Source organism: Caulobacter sp. GW821-FHT09B08, assembly GCF_059418225.1.
Genome location: NZ_JBWKPL010000009.1, coordinates 106,877 through 126,601, shown reverse-complemented (window position 1 = coordinate 126,601; position 19,725 = coordinate 106,877). Strand labels below are relative to the sequence as shown.

23 protein-coding genes are annotated in these 19,725 nt (G+C 68.7%); 6 read left to right on the top strand and 17 right to left on the bottom strand.

Annotated features, from left to right (window positions below; translation table 11 throughout):
• Window positions 1-15 precede the first annotated feature (15 nt).
• Window positions 16-747 (top strand): aspartate/glutamate racemase family protein, encoded by a 732-nt coding sequence (locus AC07OA_RS21945; RefSeq protein WP_494665952.1) that lies wholly within the window; start codon window positions 16-18, stop codon window positions 745-747.
• 165 nt (window positions 748-912) lie between these two features.
• Here the strand turns inward: AC07OA_RS21945 and AC07OA_RS21940 are convergent, their stop codons facing one another.
• Window positions 913-1,557, bottom strand: coding sequence for a COQ9 family protein (locus AC07OA_RS21940; RefSeq protein WP_494665951.1), 645 nt, complete (start codon window positions 1,555-1,557; stop codon window positions 913-915).
• A gap of 181 nt (window positions 1,558-1,738) precedes the next feature.
• Between AC07OA_RS21940 and rpsU the strand changes: the two genes are divergently transcribed.
• Window positions 1,739-1,978, top strand: coding sequence for a 30S ribosomal protein S21 (gene rpsU / locus AC07OA_RS21935; protein ID WP_089924448.1), 240 nt, complete (start codon window positions 1,739-1,741; stop codon window positions 1,976-1,978).
• Window positions 1,979-2,186: 208 nt separating this feature from the next.
• Here the strand turns inward: rpsU and AC07OA_RS21930 are convergent, their stop codons facing one another.
• Window positions 2,187-3,149, bottom strand: a complete 963-nt coding sequence (locus AC07OA_RS21930; RefSeq protein WP_494665950.1) for an alpha/beta hydrolase — start codon at window positions 3,147-3,149, stop codon at window positions 2,187-2,189.
• Window positions 3,150-3,337: 188 nt separating this feature from the next.
• On the bottom strand, window positions 3,338-4,144 hold the full coding sequence (locus AC07OA_RS21925; RefSeq protein WP_494665949.1) for a M23 family metallopeptidase: 807 nt from the start codon (window positions 4,142-4,144) through the stop codon (window positions 3,338-3,340).
• 335 nt (window positions 4,145-4,479) lie between these two features.
• On the opposite strand from AC07OA_RS21925, the gene AC07OA_RS21920 reads away from it, so the two are divergent.
• From AC07OA_RS21920 to AC07OA_RS21910, 3 genes are all read left to right on the top strand, one after another.
• Complete coding sequence (locus AC07OA_RS21920; protein WP_494665948.1) at window positions 4,480-4,830, top strand: UrcA family protein; 351 nt, start codon at window positions 4,480-4,482, stop codon at window positions 4,828-4,830.
• Window positions 4,831-4,960: 130 nt separating this feature from the next.
• Window positions 4,961-5,227: a DUF4160 domain-containing protein gene (locus AC07OA_RS21915; protein ID WP_494665947.1), complete on the top strand. Its 267-nt coding sequence runs from the start codon at window positions 4,961-4,963 to the stop codon at window positions 5,225-5,227.
• Window positions 5,220-5,501: a DUF2442 domain-containing protein gene (locus AC07OA_RS21910; RefSeq protein ID WP_494665946.1), complete on the top strand. Its 282-nt coding sequence runs from the start codon at window positions 5,220-5,222 to the stop codon at window positions 5,499-5,501. The genes AC07OA_RS21915 and AC07OA_RS21910 overlap by 8 nt, the downstream gene beginning before the upstream one ends.
• A gap of 70 nt (window positions 5,502-5,571) precedes the next feature.
• On the opposite strand, the gene AC07OA_RS21905 is transcribed toward AC07OA_RS21910, so the two are convergent.
• The 9 genes from AC07OA_RS21905 to AC07OA_RS21865 all read right to left on the bottom strand — a co-directional run bounded on the left by AC07OA_RS21905 (window position 5,572) and on the right by AC07OA_RS21865 (window position 12,802).
• Window positions 5,572-6,993, bottom strand: coding sequence for an NAD(P)(+) transhydrogenase (Re/Si-specific) subunit beta (locus tag AC07OA_RS21905; protein WP_494665945.1), 1,422 nt, complete (start codon window positions 6,991-6,993; stop codon window positions 5,572-5,574).
• A 1-nt stretch (window position 6,994) separates the two neighbouring features.
• Window positions 6,995-7,885, bottom strand: coding sequence for a hypothetical protein (locus tag AC07OA_RS21900; RefSeq protein ID WP_494665944.1), 891 nt, complete (start codon window positions 7,883-7,885; stop codon window positions 6,995-6,997).
• 2 nt (window positions 7,886-7,887) lie between these two features.
• Entirely contained in the window at window positions 7,888-8,337 is a 450-nt protein-coding gene (locus tag AC07OA_RS21895) for a hypothetical protein (RefSeq protein ID WP_494665943.1), read from the bottom strand.
• Between the two features lie 25 nt (window positions 8,338-8,362).
• A complete protein-coding gene (locus AC07OA_RS21890; protein ID WP_494665942.1) occupies window positions 8,363-8,698 on the bottom strand; it encodes an NAD(P) transhydrogenase subunit alpha part 2 in 336 nt (111 codons plus the stop codon).
• Between the two features lie 41 nt (window positions 8,699-8,739).
• A complete protein-coding gene (locus AC07OA_RS21885; protein ID WP_494665941.1) occupies window positions 8,740-9,882 on the bottom strand; it encodes a Re/Si-specific NAD(P)(+) transhydrogenase subunit alpha in 1,143 nt (380 codons plus the stop codon).
• Between the two features lie 120 nt (window positions 9,883-10,002).
• Window positions 10,003-10,233 (bottom strand): aa3-type cytochrome c oxidase subunit IV, encoded by a 231-nt coding sequence (locus AC07OA_RS21880; protein ID WP_494665940.1) that lies wholly within the window; start codon window positions 10,231-10,233, stop codon window positions 10,003-10,005.
• 60 nt (window positions 10,234-10,293) lie between these two features.
• Window positions 10,294-11,310 carry a glycosyltransferase family 9 protein gene (locus AC07OA_RS21875; RefSeq protein WP_494665939.1) on the bottom strand — a complete coding sequence of 339 codons (1,017 nt, stop codon included), beginning with the start codon at window positions 11,308-11,310 and terminating at the stop codon, window positions 10,294-10,296.
• Window positions 11,311-11,530: 220 nt separating this feature from the next.
• The gene (locus AC07OA_RS21870) at window positions 11,531-12,172 is read right to left on the bottom strand and encodes a M15 family metallopeptidase (protein WP_494665938.1); all 642 of its coding nucleotides are present in this window, start codon (window positions 12,170-12,172) and stop codon (window positions 11,531-11,533) included.
• A 150-nt stretch (window positions 12,173-12,322) separates the two neighbouring features.
• Window positions 12,323-12,802, bottom strand: a complete 480-nt coding sequence (locus tag AC07OA_RS21865) for a hypothetical protein (RefSeq protein ID WP_494665937.1) — start codon at window positions 12,800-12,802, stop codon at window positions 12,323-12,325.
• Between the two features lie 99 nt (window positions 12,803-12,901).
• Between AC07OA_RS21865 and AC07OA_RS21860 the strand changes: the two genes are divergently transcribed.
• Window positions 12,902-13,510, top strand: a complete 609-nt coding sequence (locus tag AC07OA_RS21860; RefSeq protein ID WP_494665936.1) for a TetR/AcrR family transcriptional regulator — start codon at window positions 12,902-12,904, stop codon at window positions 13,508-13,510.
• A gap of 316 nt (window positions 13,511-13,826) precedes the next feature.
• Here the strand turns inward: AC07OA_RS21860 and AC07OA_RS21855 are convergent, their stop codons facing one another.
• From AC07OA_RS21855 to AC07OA_RS21835, 5 genes are all read right to left on the bottom strand, one after another.
• Window positions 13,827-14,747, bottom strand: a complete 921-nt coding sequence (locus AC07OA_RS21855; RefSeq protein ID WP_494665935.1) for an alpha/beta fold hydrolase — start codon at window positions 14,745-14,747, stop codon at window positions 13,827-13,829.
• Window positions 14,748-14,750: 3 nt separating this feature from the next.
• Entirely contained in the window at window positions 14,751-15,224 is a 474-nt protein-coding gene (locus tag AC07OA_RS21850; RefSeq protein ID WP_494665934.1) for a PaaI family thioesterase, read from the bottom strand.
• Window positions 15,225-15,408: 184 nt separating this feature from the next.
• Window positions 15,409-16,263 carry a pirin family protein gene (locus tag AC07OA_RS21845; RefSeq protein WP_494665933.1) on the bottom strand — a complete coding sequence of 285 codons (855 nt, stop codon included), beginning with the start codon at window positions 16,261-16,263 and terminating at the stop codon, window positions 15,409-15,411.
• Between the two features lie 117 nt (window positions 16,264-16,380).
• The gene (locus tag AC07OA_RS21840; RefSeq protein WP_494665932.1) at window positions 16,381-17,739 is read right to left on the bottom strand and encodes an ABC1 kinase family protein; all 1,359 of its coding nucleotides are present in this window, start codon (window positions 17,737-17,739) and stop codon (window positions 16,381-16,383) included.
• 177 nt (window positions 17,740-17,916) lie between these two features.
• Window positions 17,917-19,707: a M3 family oligoendopeptidase gene (locus AC07OA_RS21835; RefSeq protein WP_494665931.1), complete on the bottom strand. Its 1,791-nt coding sequence runs from the start codon at window positions 19,705-19,707 to the stop codon at window positions 17,917-17,919.
• Window positions 19,708-19,725 lie beyond the last annotated feature (18 nt).

Below are 19,725 nucleotides of genomic sequence, written 5' to 3'. Positions count from 1 at the left end.
GGCCAAGCTCGCCCCATGCCTCACCGCCGCAAATTCTCGCCCGAGCGCCCGGCCCTGATCGGGCTGATCGGCGGCATGAGCTGGGAGAGCTCGGCCCAGTACTACCGGCTGATCAACGAGGACTTCCGCGACCGACAGGGCGCGACCGCCTCGGCGCCGATCCTGCTGTGGTCGTTCGACTTTTCCCGCATCGAGGCCCTGCAGCACGCCGGCGACTGGGACGCCCTGGCCGGCGAGATGGCCGACGCCGCCCGGGCGCTGCAGAAGGGCGGGGCCGAGTTCATCGTGCTGTGCACCAACACCATGCACCGCTGCGCCTGGGCCATAGACGCGGCGGTGAAGATCCCCCTGCTGCACATCGCCGACCCGACGGCGGCGGCGGTCCGGGCGGCGGGAATCACCAAGATTGGCCTCTTGGGCACCGCCTTCACCATGGAGCAGGACTTCTATCGCGGGCGCCTCGAGCGCGAGCACGGGCTGGAGGTGCTGGTCCCCGAGGCCGACGACCGGGCGGCGGTGCACGACATCATCTACCGCGAACTGGTGACCGGCAAGGTGCTGGACGCCTCGCGCGAGGTCTATCGCGGGGTGATCGAGCGGCTGGTCGAGCGCGGCGCGCAGGGGGTGATCCTGGGGTGCACCGAGATCATGCTGCTGGTCGGGGCGGCGGACAGCCCCGTGCCGGTGTTCGACACCACGACGCTGCACGCGCAGGCGGCGGTGGAGCGGGCGTTGGGGGACATCTGATCCCTCTCCCCTTGCGGGAGAGGGTGGCCTCCGAAGGAGGTCGGGTGAGGGGTTGAAGAATGCAAAAGCCGCGACCGGCCTTTCGGCTAGTCGCGGCTTTGATGTCTATCGACCCCTCATCCGTCAGCTTCGCTGACACCTTCTCCCGCAAGGGGAGAAGGAATCCTAGGAACGCCCGTACCGCATCCGCGCCAGCGCCGCCGCGAACTCCGCCGCCAGGTTCATGGGTTTCAGCCCCGCCTTCCACTTCTCGAAGGCCATGACGTTGTCGATGCGGCCTTCCAGGTGCTTGAGCGCCGACTCGCGGCCGCTGGCCAGGTCGACGGCCAGGGTCGAGACCAGGATCCCCGACAGGATCGCCCGCTTGGAATAGTGATTCTCGTCGGTGGCCGTATCGCCCGCCCAGCGCCACAGGACGTCGGCGCTTTCCCAGGTCAGGGTCAGGGCCAGCGGCATGTTGGTGGGAAAAGCCAGGAAAGCCGCCAGTTTCCGCAAGGGCTCGGCGTCGGCCGCCGCGGCGTCCAGACGGGCGATCACCCCGGCGCGAATCTTGTCGCGGATCTTGGCCGGCGGCGGGTCCAGGGCCGCCAAGGCGGCCAGGGCGGCCCTGTCGTGGCGGCGCGACAAGAGGGCGGCCAGGTCCTTGGGGCCTTGCGGCAAAAGGAGTTGCGCCTCGCCGGGGTTGAGGCCCGCGTTCACGGCGGCGGCGCGGGCCAGCCCCGCGTTCCACCCCAGGCGCGGGGCCAGGCGCAGGGCCTCGTCCAGCACGCGCTGCTCGGTCTTGTCGGCCCAATCTGCGGTATCGGTCATGAATCCGAGTCTATACGGGAGTTTCGGCCGCGTCGCGCATGGACAGAGGCCGCCGCCTCTGCTATCAGCCGCCCCTCGTTGCCCGGAAGCTCCCCTTCCGGGTTTATCAGGTTTTGTTCGCCCGCCCGGCCCCTGAGAGGGACTCGGGACATTGGTCGGGCCGTCGAATGGAGAGAGACCCCTGGTCCAGATTTTCGTCCGCGACAACAACGTCGATCAGGCCCTGAAGGCCCTGAAGAAGAAGATGCAACGCGAAGGCTCGTTCCGCGAAATGAAGCGGCACGTGCACTATGAAAAGCCGTCGGAAAAGCGCGCCCGTCAAAAGGCCGAAGCCGTCCGTCGCGCCCGCAAGCTGGCCCGCAAGCGCGCTCAGCGCGAAGGCCTGCTGCCGATGCCGAAGAAGCCGGCCGGCGCGCGGTAAGCAGCGCTCTCCAGGTTTCTGGATACAACAAACCCGCGTGGAGCGATCCACGCGGGTTTTGTTTTGGCTGTTGGGTGGGTGCGTACCCACTTGCCCCCACCTGACCGCTGCGCGGTCTGTCCGCCCCCATGGGGCGGAGGACACGCGCCTAGCAACTCTTCCCCCTATGGGGGAAGACGACCGCGAAGCGGTCCGTAGGGGGCAAGTGCTAGCCCCCCTGCCCCTCCCCGCCCACGAACGCCACCGCCTTGACGATGTGTCCGGCGAAGGTCTGGCCCAGCAGCCGCGTGTGCGTCGCCGCCTCCACATGATCCACATAGCCGTGCTCCGACGCCTTGGCCGGGGCCACCTGCATGGCCTTCCATTCCTCGCGCCCCTTGACCGGCCCCGCCGTGACCACTGCCACGGGCCAGCGCGGGTCATAGGCGGGCACGGCGGCGGCCTGGGCGGCGGCCTGGGGCCACAGGGCCACCTCGGCGGCCGAAGTGCGGTTGTGGCGGCCGTTGGCGAAGGCCCAGCGCTTCTCGGCCTTGGCGGCCGGCGGCAGGCCGATCTTGTCGCCCAGGCCCGTATAGACCAGCGGCTTGAAGAGGCCGATAGAAGCCCCGCGCGCCGCCCACTGCGAGGCGGCCGTGAAGGCCTTCAGGAACGGCCGCGCGGCGTCCGACATCGAGGCGTCGGCCGTGGCGGCGTCCACCAGCACCAGGCCCGCCACCTTGTCCGGATTTCGTCCGGCATATTCGCGCAGGCGCAGGCCGGCCATCGAGTGGCCCACCAGGATGAACGGCCCCGTCTCGCCCGAGGCGGCGACCAGCTTTTCGAAGTCGGTGACGATGGCGTCGCCGTCGCGCGGCGCGGGTCCCGGCGGCGAGAAGCCCATGCCGGCCCGGTCGTAGGCGCACGAGCGCCAGCCGGCGGCGGCCAGGGCGTCCTGAGTGGCGCCCCAGTCGGCGGCGAAGCCGAAGGCGCCGGCCTCCAGCCACACCGTCGGACGCGGCCCGCCCCTGGCCGGCCCTTCGCAGACCAGCCGCAACGCCCGCCCCTCGCCGATGTCCACCAGGGTTCCGCGCGGCAGCGGATGACTGGCCGCCGACATCATGCCGCCCACGGCGACGAAGGAGAGAAGGGCAAGGGCGAATCCGGCAAGGGCGCGACCGACGTGTCTGAGCATGACGGACAGTCTAGCTCGACGTTCGTGTCCGTCGAGTGACGAGGCTTTTAAATCCGCTCATCCCGGCGAATGCCGGGACCCAGATGGAATGGCGCTGGGGCTGACGCCAAAAGCGCCGCGCTCTTCCAATCATCCACATCGCCAAGGGATCTGGATCCCGGCATTCGCCGGGATGAGCGGAAGTTTTGCTAGCCGTCGACCACGTTGATCCGCGTGCGCACGCGGCCGCCCTTGACGCGGATGACCTCGCCGCCGGCTTCCGAGGCGCCCTCGGCGGCCATCTTGGCGGCCATGCGGGCCTTCATGCTGTCGGGGATCTTGGAGACCTGGGCCAGGCGCACCTTACGGCCCACGCGGGCGGCGGCCTTCAGCGGCAGGTCGTCCTTCTGGGCGAAGCTCTTGCCCATGAAGAGCGCCGGGTTCAGCGGGCGGCCGGCCTTGTTGCGCAGTTCGAAATGCAGGTGCGAGCCGGTCGAGCGGCCGCTGTTGCCCACGAAAGCCACGGTCGTGCCGCGCCGCACGAAGGTCCCGGCCTTCAGCCCCGCGTCGCGGCCCAGATGGGCGTAGAAGGTGCGCAGGCCGTCCTTGTGCCGCACCTCGACGAAACGGCCGTAGGTGGACGACACGCCGCTGCGCACCACGATGCCGTCGGTGGCCACGTGGACCGGGGCGCCGGCCGGGGCGGCGATGTCGACGCCCTCGTGCAGGCGGCCGTTCTCTTCCCACGGCATCTGGCGCAGGCCGAACGGCGAATTGACCACATGGCCGGGCAGAGGGGCGTCGAACACATAGGCCGGCGGCGGGGGCCGGGGCACGGCCGGCAGCTCCACCTCCTCGACGGAGGGAACCGGCGGCGCGGCGTCGACGCCCGCGTTCATCCCGCCCAGGGCGGTGGCGGCGTTGATCATGCCCCACACCACGATGGCGCCGCCCAGCGCGGCGAACGCGGCGAGCGAATAGGGCGAAGAAGTCGCGGCCAGGACTCGTGACGACAAAGAGCGATCCTCACAGACGATCGGTCGACCTTCGAGACCGCGCCAGAAGCGGGTCTCCATCCCACAGGTCACCTTTCGGGATGGTGAAGGCGGACCCTATGTCGCACCGGTGAGGCGAAAAGGCGGCGCAGCTTAACCATTGATCAAGCATGACCATGATCAGCGGGCGGAAGATATGCGCCTACATTACAGGAAGTTTAGAACATTACTTTGAGTACAGAACTTTAATTACACGTCATGAAGGAGACGTAACGAGTATTCGCGAAAACTGGCGAGTATACCTTTGGACATGGGGCGCAGGGACGCGCCGGACACAAACCGAAGGGACAACTCAAATGCGTAAGTTCATGACCAGCCTAGCCGCCGTCGCCACCGTCACCCTGGCCGCCGTTCCGGCGCTGGGCCTGCTGCAAGCCGCCCACGCCGCCGAGCCTGCCGCCACCGTTTCGCTGGCCGGCCTGAACCTCTCCAACCCCGCCCACGCCGCCGAGTTCAAGGCCCGCGTCGACGCCGCCGCCGACACCGTCTGCCGCGACATCGCCCGCTCCAACCCGACCGGCGACTTCACCATTGCCGGCTGCAAGGTCGCCGCCCACAAGCAGGCCGCCGCCCAGCTGTCGAAGGTCCAGCGCCAGGGCCTGCAAGTGGCCGCCCGCGCCACCCCGGTCACGGTCGCCGCCCGCTGAGCGACCGCATGACCCAGACAAAGCAAAGGCCCCGGACGGGAACGTCCGGGGCCTCTTCTTTTGGTTGAAATTAAGAACAAAACATGAACTAAATATAGCATGCCGAACGGACGAAAGGGTTCAGGCAGGCATGCCGATCATCTCGATCTTCTTCGGCATCGTGATCCGGATCAATTTCTTCGATCACGCACCGCCACACCTGCACGCGGCATACGGCGGGCGCGAGGCCCTGTTCGACATCGCCACGGGCCGCGTGATCGTCGGAACCCTGCCACGCAAGGAGACGCGTTACGTGGTAGAGTGGATTTTGAAGAACCGAGACGAGTTGATGCGAAATTGGGGGCTGGCCGTCACGGGACAGCCGACCTTCAGGATCGAAGGACTTGCGGATGACTGAACTCAAGATCGTGCATGCACGACGCATCAAGGCGTTGGAGGGTTACCGCCTGGAGATCGTCTTCGATGACGATACCGTCGGCGTTACGGACCTGTCCGAGTTCGTGAAGCTCGGTCCCGTCACCGCTCCGCTCCAGGATCCGGCCTTCTTCGCGCGCGTATTCATCGAAATGGGCGTGCCGACCTGGCCCAACGGCTGCGACATCGATCCCATCAACGCGTGGATGAAGTTGAAATCCGCTGGGGAATTGAAACCGGTCACGGCGGCGGCTTAGTCCACCACGAGAAAGGCCCCGAACGTCGTCGTCCGGGGCTCTTTCCATTCGCGCCGTCGATCACAGGCCCCTACAGCCCCTTCACGATCCCTTCGACCATCTTCTTGGCGTCGCCGAACAGCATCATGGTGTTGTCGCGGAAGAAGAGCTCGTTCTCGACGCCGGCGTAGCCCGAGGACATGCCGCGCTTGATGAACAGCACCGTGCGGGCCTTCTCGACGTCCAGGATCGGCATGCCGAAGATCGGGCTCTGCGGGTCGGTCTTGGCGGCCGGGTTGGTGACGTCGTTGGCGCCGATCACGAAGGCGACGTCGGCGGTGGAGAACTCGCTGTTGATGTCCTCCAGCTCGAACACCTCGTCATAGGGCACGTTGGCTTCGGCCAGCAGCACGTTCATGTGGCCCGGCATGCGGCCGGCCACGGGGTGGATGGCGTACTTCACCTCCACGCCCTCTTCCTTCAGCTTGTCGGCCATTTCGCGAAGCGCGTGCTGGGCCTGGGAGACGGCCATGCCGTAGCCCGGGACGATGATCACCTTGCTGGCGTTCTTCATGATGAAGGCCGCGTCGTCGGCGGACCCTTGCTTGACCGGACGGGTCTCGACCTTGCCGCCCGCGCCGCAGGCCGCCGAGGCGTCGGCGCCGAAGCCGCCCAGGATCACCGAGATGAAGCTGCGGTTCATGCCCTTGCACATGATGTAGGACAGGATCGCGCCCGACGAACCCACCAGGGCGCCGGTGATGATCAGGGTGGTGTTCTCCAGGGTGAAGCCCAGGGCCGCGGCGGCCCAGCCCGAATAGCTGTTCAGCATCGAGACCACGACGGGCATGTCGGCCCCGCCGATGGGGATGATCAGGGTCACGCCGATCAGCAGGCTCAGGGCGAAGATCGCCCAGAACGCCCAGATGGCCGAACCGCCCGACAGCACCAGCACCACCACCAGGGCCACGATGGCCAGGGCGATGACGATGTTGATCAGGTGGCGGGCCGGCAGCAGGATCGGCGCACCGCCCATGTTGCCGTTCAGCTTGGCGAAGGCGATGACCGAGCCGGTGAAGGTGATCGCGCCGATGGCCAGGCCCAGCGACAGCTCCACCAGGCTGTTGAGATGCACCCGGCCGTCCTCGCCCAGGATGCCGTAGGCCGCCGGGGTGTAGATCGCCGCCACGGCCACAAGGCACGCGGCCATGCCGACCAGGCTGTGGAACGCCGCCACCAGCTGGGGCATCGAGGTCATGGCCACCTTGCGGGCGATCACCGCCCCCACGACGCCGCCGATGGCGACCCCGCCGAAGATCAGCCCGAGGGTCACCGGATCCAGCGCGCCCTGCTTCCAGAGCGTGGCCAGGGTGGTCAGCACGGCGATGGCCATGCCGATCATGCCGTTGCGGTTGCCCGTCTGGCTGGTCACCGGGCTGGACAGCCCGCGCAGCGCCAGGATGAAGAGCACCCCCGACACGATGTAGAGGATGGCGGCGAGATTGGCGTTCATGTCAGGTCTTGGCCCCCAAGAGCGGCGAAGAGGAAAGCGGCGGCGCGGCGTTGACGCCGAACCGTGGCGGATGGCCCGAAGGCAGGCCGGAGAGGTCGTAGCGCGGCGGCTCGTAGTGGTTGGCCGCCGTATAGGGCGCGGCGAAGCGGGCCTGGCCGTCGGGGCCGGCCAACTCGTCCTCGCGCACGAAGAAGGCGTTGGCGCCGGAGAGATTGCAGCCGACCAGGGCGTAGCCCTTCTCGCGGCCCAGGGCCTCCAGGCTGGTCAGGCTGGCGCTGTGATAGTTGCCCCCGTCCCAGACGCGGTCGGCCTTGTACTCGGCGACGAAGGCGACGGGCGGCGGATAGGCGGCGTTGTATTCGATGATCACGACGCGCGGGCCCACCGCCTCGATGGCCTTCCAGATCCAGTAATCGTTGCCGTCGATGTCGATCGACAGCAGGTCCACCGACGCCGGCTTGTCGGCGGTCCCGCCGGCCCAGGGGCCTAGATAGTCGTCGATGTTGTCGGCGGTGACGAAGGCCTTCTCGACGGTCAGGCGCCCCTGCCCCACGGCCACGGCCTGGTGCTGCTTGGCGGCCTCGACGTACTTGTCGGACCCGTCCAGCCACAGGCCGCTCCAGCCGGCCATCAGCAGCAGGGCGGTGTTGCACTCCACCCCGGCCTGGACGCCGAACTCGATGAAGCGCCGGTCGCCCTCGCCGATGCGGTTGAAGATCTCCAGAACGATGCCGTCCTCGTCGTTCTGGCTGTAGGTCTTGCGGCCATGGGCGATCAGCCGGCCGGGCTCACGGGCCCGGGGCGATCCGCGCAGCTCGTCCCACCACCGCTCCAGTGCGATGCGCTTGAGGGCGTCCGAACGGTTGGCGATGCGTTTGATGGCGCTGAACATGCTCAGGCGCCCTCGCCCGTTCGCGCTTGCTCGCGCCGCTCGTACCAGGCGGCGAAACCGAAGATGGCGGCGAGCACGATCACCATGGAGACCACGATCACGCCCGTATGCAAGGTGGCCTCGGCCCCTTCCCGGAACCACTGGACCCAGAATTGCGAGCCTGCGAGCGCGATAAAACCCGTGCCCTGGACGACCGCGCCGACCCGGGCCTTCAGCGACCAGCCGATCCCGATCAAGGCAAGGCCGACATAGCCGACAACGGCTGCCGCGACCGGCGGAGGCTTCGGCGCCCAGAGGAGCGCCACCAAGCCGAAGCAAAGCGCGCGCGGCGCCATCTGGACCGCCCAGGATCGCGCCAGCCGCCCGCCCGCGAAGGCGCCCGACTGGACGGCGCTCAGCAGGAGCGCGGCCAGGCAGATCGCGAACGGCAGGAGAACCCAGATCAGGTCCATCGGATGAGCCCCCGGTGTCCGCCGCCTATTTCTTCTCTTTCTTCTTGTACATGGCCAGCATGCGCTGGGTGACCAGGAAGCCGCCGAAGATGTTGACTGCCGCGAAGGCCGCGGCGATGGCGCCGGCGCCCTTGGAGATCCAGGTCGAGGCGGCGACCGTGCCGCCCGACAGGTCGGCATTGGCGCCGTGCGCCGCGGCGGCCAGGAGCGCGCCGACGATGATCACCGACGAGATGGCGTTGGTCACGGCCATCAGCGGGGTGTGCAGCGCCGGGGTGACGCTCCAGACCACGTAGTAGCCCACGAAGATGGCGAGCACGAAGATCGCCAGGCGGAACACGGTGGGGTCGACGGCTTCCATGGGAGCCTCCCTTTAGCGATGTGTGGAGTTAGGCGGTCTGCTTAGGCGGTCTTCAGGGAAGGATGCACGACTTCGCCGCCCTGGGTGACCAGGGCCGCCTTGAGGATCTCGTCCTCGAAGTCGGGGGCGAAGGCCCCTTCCTTGTTCAGGAACAGGCCCGACAGGGCGAAGAGGTTGCGGGCGTAGAGCGCCGAGGCGTCGGCGGCGATGCGGCCGGGCAGGTTGGGAATGCCCAGGATCTTGACGCCGTTGGCCGTGACAGCCACCTCGCCCAGCTTGCCGCCCTCGACATTGCCGCCGGACTCGATGGCCATGTCCAGGATCACCGAGCCGGGCTTCATCGAGGCCACCTGGGCGGCGCTGACCAGCTTGGGCGCCGGACGGCCGGGGATCAGGGCCGTGGTGATGACGATGTCCTGCTTGGCGATGTGGGTGGAGACCAGCTCGGCCTGCTTGGCCTGGTACTCCTTGGACATCTCCTTGGCGTAGCCGCCGGCGGTCTGGGCGTTCTTGAACTCCTCGTCCTCGACGGCCAGGAATTTCGCGCCCAGCGACTCGACCTGCTCCTTGGTGGCGGGCCGGACGTCGGTGGCGGTGACCACCGCGCCGAGGCGCCGGGCGGTGGCGATGGCCTGCAGGCCGGCCACGCCCACGCCCATGACGAAGACCTTGGCCGCGGCGACGGTGCCGGCGGCGGTCATCATCATCGGCAGGGCCTTGCCATAGGCCTCGGCCGACTCGATCACGGCGCGATAGCCGCCGAGGTTGGCCTGGGACGAGAGCATGTCCATCACCTGGGCCCGGGTGATGCGCGGGATGAATTCCATGGCCAGGGCGCTGGCGCCGGCCTTGGCCAGGGCGTCCAGGGTTTCCTTGTCCTGGTGGGGATTGAGCGCCGCCGCGACGATCGCGCCCTTCTTCAGGGCGGCGATCTCGGCGGCTTCGGGCGCGCGGACCTTGAACAGGACGTCGGCGTCCTTCAGGGCCTCTTTGGCGGTCTTGGCCAGCTTGGCGCCGGCCGCTTCGTAATCGGCGTCGGGATAGGACGCCGCGGTTCCGGCCCCGGCCTCGACCGTGACCGACCAGCCGGCGGCGGCCAGCTTCTTGACGGTCTCGGGCGTGGCCGCGACGCGGGTTTCCCCACCGCGGGTCTCTTTCGTGACGGCGATGACGGCCATCGGCATACCCCTCCCAGGAACGCTGCTCGATCAGACGAGCTTGCGCGCCTCTCTAGGGGATGTTCTTGCCCGATGTCGAGCCTTACGCTCGCGTTAGGGGCAAAAAAATACCGATGTCTACCGGTGTCAGTGGGCCGAGGCGGGCTTTTCGCGCAGGAACACGACGCCCAAAACCGTCAGCACGATGGCGGCGGCGGCCGAGCCGATGAAGCCGGCGGCGGTGCAGAACAGCAGGGTGATGAAGGTCAGCAGGACCGCGATGGCCAGCGAACCCCACTTGGTCATCTTGCCGAACGCTTCGAAGGTCGCGCTCTGCTCTTGGATGTCCATCTCACCGCGTTGGTAGTCGCCGGCCATGTCAGTTTCCTAGGTGGAATTAAAAATCGCCAAGCCGCTTACAACGTGCGGGGCGCGGGCTCAAGCCGCCGGGATGTCGCGGTTGGCCCAGGACTCGGCGGTGAAGCGGGTTCGAACAGCTTCGATCGCTTCGTCGATGGAAATATCGGCGATTCGGCCCGACCCGCCGTCCAGGCGCGACAGCCAGCGCGAATAGGCCGGCACGGGGCTGGTGCCCATCAGGCCGATGGCCGGACGGCCCACCGAGGCGGCGACGTTCAGCGGCCCCGAGTCGTTGCCCAGGAAGCCGGCCGACAGGGCGATCAGGGCGGCGGCCTGGTCCAGCGGCAGGTCGCAGGCCAGGACGTCGCGGCCCGAGTTCAGCGACTCGACCACCGGCTTCAGGCGAAGGGCGTCGTTGGGGCCGCCCAGCCAGAACACCGTGGGGAAGAGGTCGGCCAGGGCCGAGGAGACGGCGGCGAAGCGCTCGGCCGGCCAGGTGCGGGCCGGCTCGCTGGCGCCCACGCCCAGCACCAGCCACGGGCCCGGACGGTCTCCGAACCGCGCCTTCACCGCCGCCACGGCCTTGGGATCCAGCAGCAGGTCCGGCTCGCGGCTGTCGACCTTCAGGCCGTGCAGGGCCTCGAAGGCGGCCAGCTTGGTCAGCCGATGGTCGGGCCGCATGGCCTTGGGCAGGAACGGCCCCTGCAGCCACTGCTCCTGGCTGGAATGGCCCAGGCCGAAACCTCGCCGCTCGGGCACCCCGGCCAGCCAGGCGGCCTGGGCGGGACGGCCGATCTTCTCCAGGATCCACACCGCGCGGGGCTTCACCTCGCGGCAGATGCGCCAGAAGTCGAGGACCTCGTGCACGCCCTTCAGCGACCCGGTGAAGTGGCGGGCATAGACGATCCTGCTGACCGTCGGCTCGACCGCCAGCACCTCGGCGGCGCGGCTGGACGGCCGGGCGGCCAGCACCACCGTCCCCTCGGGGGTGGTCGCCGCGATCGCCCGGAACGTCGGCAGGTGCCACATCAGGTCGCCGATGCCCCGGTCGGGGGCGTAGACGAGGACGGGTCCGGGATGCGGGGCTGTGACCATGGAACGGGCTTAGCGGGCGCCCGCGACCTTGTCATCCGCGCCTTCCCTCTCAGCGCGTCATCCCGGGCCTTGTGCCCGGGACCCCTGGTTCAGCTTCCACGTGAAGTGCGTTGGCGCGCCGGCGCGCCACCCCTCCGCACCTGCGGCGGACAGAGGGGTCCCGGGCACAAGGCCCGGGATGACGGTGATTTAAGATGAAGGTCGCGGATGGGCCGCGACCTCAGGCCACTTCGGTGAAGAACGGCTTGCCGGTCTCGAACAGCTTGCGCACCTCGGCGATCGGCTTGCCGCCGGCGTTGAGCTGGTAGTGCGGGCGGTCGGTGAAGGTGACCCAGTCGCCGCCCCATTCCAGCTTCGGCACCTGGCCCTTGATCAGCGCGCCCAGGTCCACATAGGCCTTCTCCTCGGCCTTGGTGGCGCCGGTGTAGTACTTGCCCGCCGCGTCGAAGATGCCGACGTCCCAGGCGACCCCGAAATTGTGGTTGCTCTGGCCGCCCTTGGCGTTGGTCACCGGCTTCTTGTTGGTCTGGACGGTGCGCCCGATGGCGAACAGGGCGTCCTGCTCGGCATAGGTCCGGCTGCCCGAGATGATCCTCACGGTCAGCGGGAACGCGGCGGCGGCCTTCATGAACCGGCGGGCCGCCTTCTGGGCCGGCGGCATCAGGGTGGCGATGTTCTGCTCGGTGCGGGGGTCGAACTGGCCGATCTCGGTGCGCAGCGCCTGGTTCTTGGCCGCCAGGGCCAGCTCGGCCTGGTCCATCGCCAGGGACCACTTGCCGTCGATGGGACCGGCGTACAGCCCCGAGCAGGCGCAGACGCGCTGGAGATAAAGGATCTCGTCCCGGCCGAGTGGCTTGCCCATGAATTCCCCTGATAGCCGCAGCGCGTCGATACGCAACTTTCCGGCGATCAGAGTAGCGTCACGGGCCGACGGTGAGTCAATATCGCCGTTATCCGAAAGCCCGGATAACGGCGAAAAGGCTCACGCCCCAGAAGCTCAGGCCCCAGAAGCTCACGCCGAGGGCGGCGGACCGGCGGCCAGCATGGCGCGCCAGTTGGCGATGGTCATGGTCGAGCGGTACTCGTCCTGCATCTCCGGGGTCAGCAGCTCCATCATCTGGCGGCCTTCGACCCACAGCTCGATCACCCCGAACATGCCGCCGCGCTTGCGGTACTTGGCCGGCCAGCCCTCGCGGGCGGCGATGGCCAGCACGGCCTCGCGGTCCAGGGCGGTGGCCAGGGCGCCGTGGGTGGGGGTGAAGTGGTCCTTGCCGGTGGCCTCGCCATAGGCGTCGGCGTCGCCGTCGGCTTCGCGCAGCACGGTGTCGGCCGGATAGACCTCCAACGCGCTGCCGCGCTCGTCGCCGGCCATCACGATCCAGCCGTCGTCGGTGACCGGCGGAAACGGCAGGGCTTCCCCGCCCCAGAACTCGGCGATGACGCCGGCGACGTGACGCGGGTCCTTCGCTGCGATCGACATGTGAAACAGCATGGGCCTCTTCCCTTCGACTTGCGGCAGCGTTCTAGAAAGTGGCACAATTTGTGTCAATCATAATTTGACATTTTCTGTGCCAGATTTTAGCGAGAGACCATGACCGATGCTTCCCTCGCTTCCGCCGGAACCCGCGACGCCAAGAAGGACGAGGTGCGCACGCGCATCACCGACGCCCTGATCGAACTGCTGGCCGAGGGGGTGGCCGACCTGAACCACGACGCCATCGCCCAGCGGGCGGGCGTGGGGCGGCGCACGGTCTATCGCTACTTCCCCGACCGCGAGGCGCTGATGCAGTCGGCCTGGGACCGGGTGACGGCCCTGGCCGGGCCGGAGGTGGCCTTCCCCCGCTCGGAGGCCGAGATGCTGAGCTCGCTGGAGCCGATCTATACGGGCTTCGACCGCATCGCCCCCCTGGCCACCCTGGTGCGCTCCACGCCCCAGGGCCGCGCCGTGCGCCGCTCGCAGAACGTCCGCCGCGTGGCCAGCTACACCGCCGCCGCCGCCGAAGCGGTCAAGGCCCTGCCGCCGGCGGACCAGAAACTGGCCACGGCGGTGCTGCAGGTGCTGCACACCACCCCGTGGCTGGAACTGCGCGATCACTGGGGGCTCGATGGCCAGGACATGGCGAAAGCCATGGGCTGGGCGATGCGGACCCTGCTGAAGGACCTGAAGGAACGCGGCGGCCGGCGGCTGGACGAGGATTAGACCCCTCTCTCATAGAGAGAGGGAGGGACCCGCCGCGCAGCGGTGGGAGGGTGAGCGGTTTCACCGCCAACAGGCAAACCTCCGATCCTTCGATGACGGCGCTCGGCCGGGGACATGCCCTTGGGCGTGTCCCCATCCTCGCCCATGGCGGCTGAACCTGGCCTCGAAACGTCCAGCCATGCGGAACCGGTTGGGGACACGCCCAAGGGCATGTCCCCGGCTGTGGGAGGCCGCGCTCTATCCTGAGAGTTTGTTACCTCTCACCCTCCCATGGCTTCGCCATGGGCCCCTCCCTCTCTCAAAGAGAGAGGGGTTTTTAGCCCCACCCCGCCAGCAGCCCGCGCAGCCCGGCGACGAAGGCCAACGGCTGGTCGACCATCACGTGGTGATCGGCGTCGGGGATCACGGTGCGCAAGACTTCATCCGGCATGGTCGCCAGCATGTAGTCCACCGTCTCGGCGTGCATCAGGGCCGAGCGTTCGCCCCACATCAGGGCCGCCGGGCAGGCGATGCGCGGCAACAGCGCCCCGAGGTCGGGCATGACGAAGCGTTGCCAGATGGCCGGGTCGAACTTCCAGGTCCAGCCGCCCTCGACCTCTTTCAGCGACCCGCGCGCGATGTGGTCGGCGATGTAGAGGTTCTCGCAGCCCTGCGGCGGCGCCAGGCGGAAGTGGGCCAAGGCTTCTTCGAGCAAAGCGTAGACGCGGTTGCCGTTGGGACGCGGCGGCGGGCCGGTCCAGCGCTTTTCGGGCGGCTGGATGCTGCAGTCCACCAGGATCGCGCCGCGCAGCCGCTCGGGATGCTCGGCCGCGCAATAGAGGGTGGGAAAGCCGCCGAACGAGTGGCCCACGACGATCGGCTTGACCCCGCCGGCCTCCAGCCCCGCCGCTTCCACCGCCGCGAAGATTTCGGCCGCGAACACCTCGGCCGAATAGTGCTCGCGCCAGTCCGACCCGCCCATGCCCGACCACGAGATGGCCGCCACGCGCCAATCCTGGGCGAAGAACGGGGCGATGAAGCTCCACCAGTCGGCATGGGCGCCGTTGCCGTGCAGGAAGAGGAGGCCGGGCTTGCCCACCTCGCCCCAGGTCAGAAGCTCGATCTGCGCCCCCTGCACCGGGATGCGCGATCGCTGGGGCGCATCGGCCAGGGCGGCGTCGAACCAGGCCGGGGCCGGCGGCTTGGCGCCCTGGAACGGGCTCAGCAGGGAGACGCGGGCGGGACGGTCGTCGGCCATGGCTCAGGCCTTTTCCGTGTAGGCCGCTTCGCCCGGGCGCGGGGCGCGGGGCGACAGGGCCTTGAAGACGCCCGTGCCGGTCATCAGGGTCCGCTCGCCGGCCCAGATGCGGCCGCGCACGGTGAAGACCAGATCCTCCTCGGAAATCAGCTCGCCGCGCCCCTCGACGAAATCGCCCAGCTGGGCCCCCGACAGGAAATCGCAGGTCAGCCGCACCGTGACCCAGCTGTAGGACTTCTGCAGCGAGATGATCCGCCCCCAGGCCATGTCGGCGAAGCTCATCAGCATGCCGCCGTGGCAATTGCCCAGGCCGTTGACGTGGTGCTCCTCGACCCGGAACCCCATCACCGCCTGGCCCGGCCCGGTGCGCTGCTCGTACAGCGGCCCGATCTGCCGCCCGAAACCGCGCGACCAGTTCAGCTGGCTGTAGCCCTCGGGAATGGCGGCGGCCTGGGCGTCTGTGAGATCGTCGGACATGGGGAAAGTCTAACGAGCGTTTGAACGCTGGCAAGGGTGGTTGGACGCCCCCTCCGCCACGTCGCTGCGCGACGCGCCACCTCCCCCGTTTCACGGGTGAGGAGGACGGCCGCGCTGATCCTCTCCTCCCCCGTAAAACGGGGGAGGTGGCGGGCGTAGCCCGACGGAGGGGGCGTCCCGGCCGCTAGCCCGGCACGTTCCCGAACTTCCCCGCGTTGTAGTCCTCGATGGCCTGGATGATCTCCTCGCGGGTGTTCATCACGAACGGCCCGTGGGCGAAGACCGGTTCGCCGAGCGGCTCGGCGTGGCCCAGCAGGACCACCGCGCCCTCCGGACTGTCGAACGCCACCGCGTCGCCGTCGTCGTTCAGCTCGACCAGGTTCCACTTCGCGGCCGCCTGACCGGCCACGACGATCCCGCCGGAGACCACGTAGAGGAACACCGCCCTCCCCTTCGCCACCGGCAGGTTCACCGCCCCGCCCGGCGCCAAGCGCACGACGCTCATCTCGATGCCGATCAGCGACGGGAACGGCCCGGTCATGCCGTCGACCGCGCCGGAGATCACTTCCAGCGTCGCCTCTCCCGCCTCGACCTTGGGGATCTCGACCCCTTGCAGGCCCAGATAGTTCGGCGTCGTCATCTTCAGCCGGCTCGGCAGGTTGACCCACAGCTGCAGGATCTCCAGCGGCCCACCGCTGCGCTTGAACGACGCCGGCGACAGCTCGGCATGGACCAGGCCGCTGCCGGCCGTCATCCACTGCACCCCGCCCGGCCCAATGACGCTCTCGTGGCCGCCGCTGTCCAGGTGCGACAGCTCGCCGTCGAGGATGAAGGTCACCGTCTCGAAGCCGCGATGCGGATGCGGCCCGAACGGCAGGCCGCGATTGTTCGCCGGATAGACCTGCGGACCGTGGTGGTTGAGAAACAGGAACGGATCCAGCTGCGGGATCGCCGCCCCGGGCAGCGGCCGCCGGGTGACCAGATCGCCGATGTCGTCGCGCTGGGCGGGGTGGAGGCGCTTGAGGGTCTTGGCCGTCATTTTTTCTTCCGCTCATCCCGGCGAATGCCGGGACCCAGGTTCAGCCTGAGCATCTAGGATTCCAGGCGCCGCTCCGCCTTATGATCTGGGTCCCGGCATTCGCCGGGATGAGCGGATTTAAACCACCCCCGCCGCGCTCAACACCGCCGCCTGCCGCTTCGCCAGCCCCTCTTCCGAGAAACCCTCCAGCGAGCGTTCGAACAGCGCCTTCCAGTTATGGCGCGCGCCCAGGTGCAGGAAGGCCGCGCCCAGGCCGATGGCGGCGCGGTCCATGAACACGAACTCGCGGGGGATCGTCACGCCGCCCACCGACTTCAGCGCCTGGCGCACCTTGAAGGCCTCGCGGCGGCCGTATTCGCCCGGCGGCACGTCGTCGGCCACGGTGCGCTCGCGGTCGTCCAGCAGCGGGCCGTAGATGAAGCGGGCCCAGACGTTCAGCACGTCGACCAGCTCGTCGGTGAGGTTGGAGAATCCCCAGCTGCGATAGGCCTCCACCTGCTCGACCCGGTCGTCGTTCGACAGCGCCCGATAGAGCCGCACCACCCCGCCCACGAACTTGGGCGGGAAGATGCGGATGCAGCCGAAGTCCAGCAGGTTCAGGTGCGCCGCGCCCTCTCCGCCGAAGGTGTAATTGCCCAGGTGCGGGTCGCCGTGGATGATCCCCAGGTGGGTCATCGGGGTCCACCAGGCCTCGAACAGCAGGGCGGCGATGCGGTCGCGTGTGTCCTGGGGCGCCTCTTTGAAAGCAAGCAATCCTTGGCCGTCCATCCAGGTCATGCTGAGCAGGCGCCGGGTCGACAGCGACGGCACGGGCTGGGGCACCTGGATGTCGCCGCGCCCGGCAAAGAAGCCGCCATAGACGGCCATCAGTTTCGCCTCGCGCTCGTAGTCCAGCTCCTCGCGCAGGCGGTCGCCGACCTCGACGATCATCTCCGAGGGGTCGATGGAGCCGTCCATGCGCTTGAACAGGCCCACCAGGGCGCGCAGCTGGCCAAGGTCGCTTTCGACGGCGCTCTGCATGTCCGGATATTGCAGCTTCACGGCCAGGGCGCGGCCGTCGGGGGCGACGGCGCGGTGCACCTGACCCAGCGACGCGGCGGCGGCGGCCTCGTGCTCGAAGCTCTGGAACCTGCCCTGCCAGTCGGGGCCGAGCTCGGCGGCCATGCGGCGACGCACGAACGGCCAGCCCATGGCCGGGGCGTTGGTCTGGAGCTCGGCCAGCTCGGTGGCGAACTCGGGCGGCAGGAGGTCGGGCACAGTGGCGAACATCTGCGCCGCCTTCATCAGCGGGCCCTTCAGCCCGCCGAGCGCGGCCTTCAGCGCCTTGGCGTTGCGGGCGTTGGCGTCGTCCGAGCGCAGCAGGCTGTTGGCGCCGTAGGACACGGCGGCGCCGGAGAGGCCCGCGCCGACCTTGGCGAAGCGGGAGAGGCGGCCGGTCAGGCGGTCGCGTTCGGGGTCGCGAGGATCGTCAGCCATTTTTGCCTTCCCTTCTCCCCTTGCGGGAGAAGGTGTCGGCGAAGCCGACGGATGAGGGGTCGATAGACGTCGGACGGCTGGGCGCGCATGCGGCGTAACCGCCGGTGCGACCCCTCATCCGACCTCCTTCGGAGACCACCTTCTCCCGCAAGGGGAGAAGGACGGGGTTCCTGCCCCTCACACCAACGCCTCGAACTCGTCCACCAGCCGCTCCAGCTGAGCACACCCCGCCGCCCAGAACGCCTTCTCGCGCGGGTTCAGGCCGAAGGGCTTGAGCGCCTCGACATAGGTCCGGGTCCCGCCGGCGGCCAGCAGGTCCTCGTAGAGGGGCGCGAAGCCGGCCGGGTCCTCGCGGCGCTTCTCCATCAGGCCGCGCACCAGGAGATCCCCGAACGCGTAGGCGTAGACGTAGAACGGCGCGTGCACGAAGTGGCTGACATAGGCCCAGTAGTGCTCGTAGCCCTCGTTCAGCACCACGGCCGGGCCCAGGCTCTCGCCCATCACGTCCAGCCACAGCTTGCCGATCTGATCGGGCGACAGCTCGCCGTCCAGGCGCGCCGCATGGAATCGCCGCTCGAAGCGGTGGAAGGCGATCTGGCGGACCACGGTGTTGAGGCCGTCCTCGATCTTGCCCGCGAGGAGACCCATCCGATCCTTGGGCGTCGCTTCCGCCAGCAGGCGGTCGAACACCAGGCCCTCGCCGAAGATCGAGGCGGTCTCGGCCAGGGTCAGGGGCGTGTCGGCCAGCAGGGTGCCCAGCGGCGCGCACAGGGTCTGGTGCACGGCGTGGCCCAGCTCGTGCGCCAGGGTCAGCACGTCGCGCCGCTCGCCCATGTAGTTCATGAAGACGTACGGATGGCGGTCGGCCGTCACCGGATGCGAATAGGCGCCCGACTGCTTGCCGGCCCGGGGCCGCGCGTCGATCCAGGGCTTGTCGAAGAAGGTCTGGGCCGTGTCGGCGAACTTGGGGGCAAGGGTCTGGAAGCTGTCCAGCACGATGCCCTGCGCCTCGGCCCAGTCGTAGCTCTTGGGCGCGGCGGCGGTCAGGGGCGCGTTGCGGTCCCAGTAGTCCAGGGTCTTGCGGCCCATGACCTTGGCCTTCAGCGCATAGTAGCGGTGCGACAGGCGCGGATAGGCCTCGACCACCGCCTGCTCCAGGGCGTCGACCGCGTCGGCGTCGACCTCGTTGGCCAGGTGCCGCGACTGGGCGGGATTGTCGAACCGCCGCCAGCGGTCCTCGACCTGCTTTTCGAAGGCCAGGGTGTTCATCACCAGGCCTTGGGTCGAGGCGCGCTCGCCCAAGGCCTTGGCCAGGCCGTCGGCGGCGGCCTTGCGGCGCTTGCCGTCAGGGTCCGAAAGGCGGTTCAGCGCCTCGGGCAGGGTCAGGGTTTCCTTGCCCACGCTCGCCGTCAGCTTGGCCAGGGTCTCGTCATAGAGCCGCACCCAGTTGGCCACGGCGGGACTCCGGTCGACGATGTAGCGCTCCAGGTCCGGCGTCAGCTCGTGCGGACGCGACAGGCGCAGGCGGCGCAGCCACGGCGTCCAGCGCTGAACGGGGGGATGGGCCTTGAGCGCAGCGTCCAGCTCGCCGTCCTCCAGCTGGTTCAGCTCCAGCGAGAAGAACAGGCTCTCGGCGGCGATCTGGGACGAGCGGGCGCGCAGGTCGGCCTCGAACTTGGCCCAGGCCGGATCGTCGCGAGCGGTCGAGGCGGCCAGGCCCGCATAGGCGCCCACGCCCCACAGGCCGTTGACCGCTTCCTCGTAGAGCTTGATCCCGCGATCCAGCAGGATGCCCAGGCGGTCGGGCTCGCCGCGAGCCTGGAGGAACAGGCCCTCCAGGCTGGCCAGCTCGTCGTTGGCGGCCTTGGCGGCGGCCAGGTCGGTCTCGATCCGGGGATCGTCGCGACCCGTATAGAGGTCGGCGAGATTCCACTCGGGCAGGGCGTCGGTCTTGAAGGGCGCGTTCATGCCCAGCGATATGGCCCC

Excerpts from the sequence above, each read along its gene's own strand:
- AC07OA_RS21900 (WP_494665944.1), bottom strand. The coding sequence starts at position 7,885 with ATGTTCAGCGCCATCAAACGCATCGCCAACCGTTCGGACGCCCTCAAG.
- AC07OA_RS21835 (WP_494665931.1), bottom strand. The coding sequence starts at position 19,707 with ATGAACGCGCCCTTCAAGACCGACGCCCTGCCCGAGTGGAATCTCGCC.
- AC07OA_RS21840 (WP_494665932.1), bottom strand. The coding sequence starts at position 17,739 with ATGGCTGACGATCCTCGCGACCCCGAACGCGACCGCCTGACCGGCCGC.
- AC07OA_RS21940 (WP_494665951.1), bottom strand. The coding sequence starts at position 1,557 with ATGACCGATACCGCAGATTGGGCCGACAAGACCGAGCAGCGCGTGCTG.
- AC07OA_RS21920 (WP_494665948.1), top strand. The coding sequence starts at position 4,480 with ATGCGTAAGTTCATGACCAGCCTAGCCGCCGTCGCCACCGTCACCCTG.
- AC07OA_RS21910 (WP_494665946.1), top strand. The coding sequence starts at position 5,220 with ATGACTGAACTCAAGATCGTGCATGCACGACGCATCAAGGCGTTGGAG.
- AC07OA_RS21845 (WP_494665933.1), bottom strand. The coding sequence starts at position 16,263 with ATGACGGCCAAGACCCTCAAGCGCCTCCACCCCGCCCAGCGCGACGAC.
- AC07OA_RS21945 (WP_494665952.1), top strand. The coding sequence starts at position 16 with ATGCCTCACCGCCGCAAATTCTCGCCCGAGCGCCCGGCCCTGATCGGG.
- AC07OA_RS21870 (WP_494665938.1), bottom strand. The coding sequence starts at position 12,172 with ATGGGCAAGCCACTCGGCCGGGACGAGATCCTTTATCTCCAGCGCGTC.
- AC07OA_RS21875 (WP_494665939.1), bottom strand. The coding sequence starts at position 11,310 with ATGGTCACAGCCCCGCATCCCGGACCCGTCCTCGTCTACGCCCCCGAC.
- AC07OA_RS21915 (WP_494665947.1), top strand. The coding sequence starts at position 4,961 with ATGCCGATCATCTCGATCTTCTTCGGCATCGTGATCCGGATCAATTTC.
- AC07OA_RS21880 (WP_494665940.1), bottom strand. The coding sequence starts at position 10,233 with ATGGCCGGCGACTACCAACGCGGTGAGATGGACATCCAAGAGCAGAGC.
- AC07OA_RS21860 (WP_494665936.1), top strand. The coding sequence starts at position 12,902 with ATGACCGATGCTTCCCTCGCTTCCGCCGGAACCCGCGACGCCAAGAAG.
- AC07OA_RS21865 (WP_494665937.1), bottom strand. The coding sequence starts at position 12,802 with ATGCTGTTTCACATGTCGATCGCAGCGAAGGACCCGCGTCACGTCGCC.
- AC07OA_RS21890 (WP_494665942.1), bottom strand. The coding sequence starts at position 8,698 with ATGGAAGCCGTCGACCCCACCGTGTTCCGCCTGGCGATCTTCGTGCTC.
- AC07OA_RS21905 (WP_494665945.1), bottom strand. The coding sequence starts at position 6,993 with ATGAACGCCAATCTCGCCGCCATCCTCTACATCGTGTCGGGGGTGCTC.
- AC07OA_RS21930 (WP_494665950.1), bottom strand. The coding sequence starts at position 3,149 with ATGCTCAGACACGTCGGTCGCGCCCTTGCCGGATTCGCCCTTGCCCTT.
- AC07OA_RS21885 (WP_494665941.1), bottom strand. The coding sequence starts at position 9,882 with ATGCCGATGGCCGTCATCGCCGTCACGAAAGAGACCCGCGGTGGGGAA.
- AC07OA_RS21895 (WP_494665943.1), bottom strand. The coding sequence starts at position 8,337 with ATGGACCTGATCTGGGTTCTCCTGCCGTTCGCGATCTGCCTGGCCGCG.
- AC07OA_RS21855 (WP_494665935.1), bottom strand. The coding sequence starts at position 14,747 with ATGGCCGACGACCGTCCCGCCCGCGTCTCCCTGCTGAGCCCGTTCCAG.
- AC07OA_RS21850 (WP_494665934.1), bottom strand. The coding sequence starts at position 15,224 with ATGTCCGACGATCTCACAGACGCCCAGGCCGCCGCCATTCCCGAGGGC.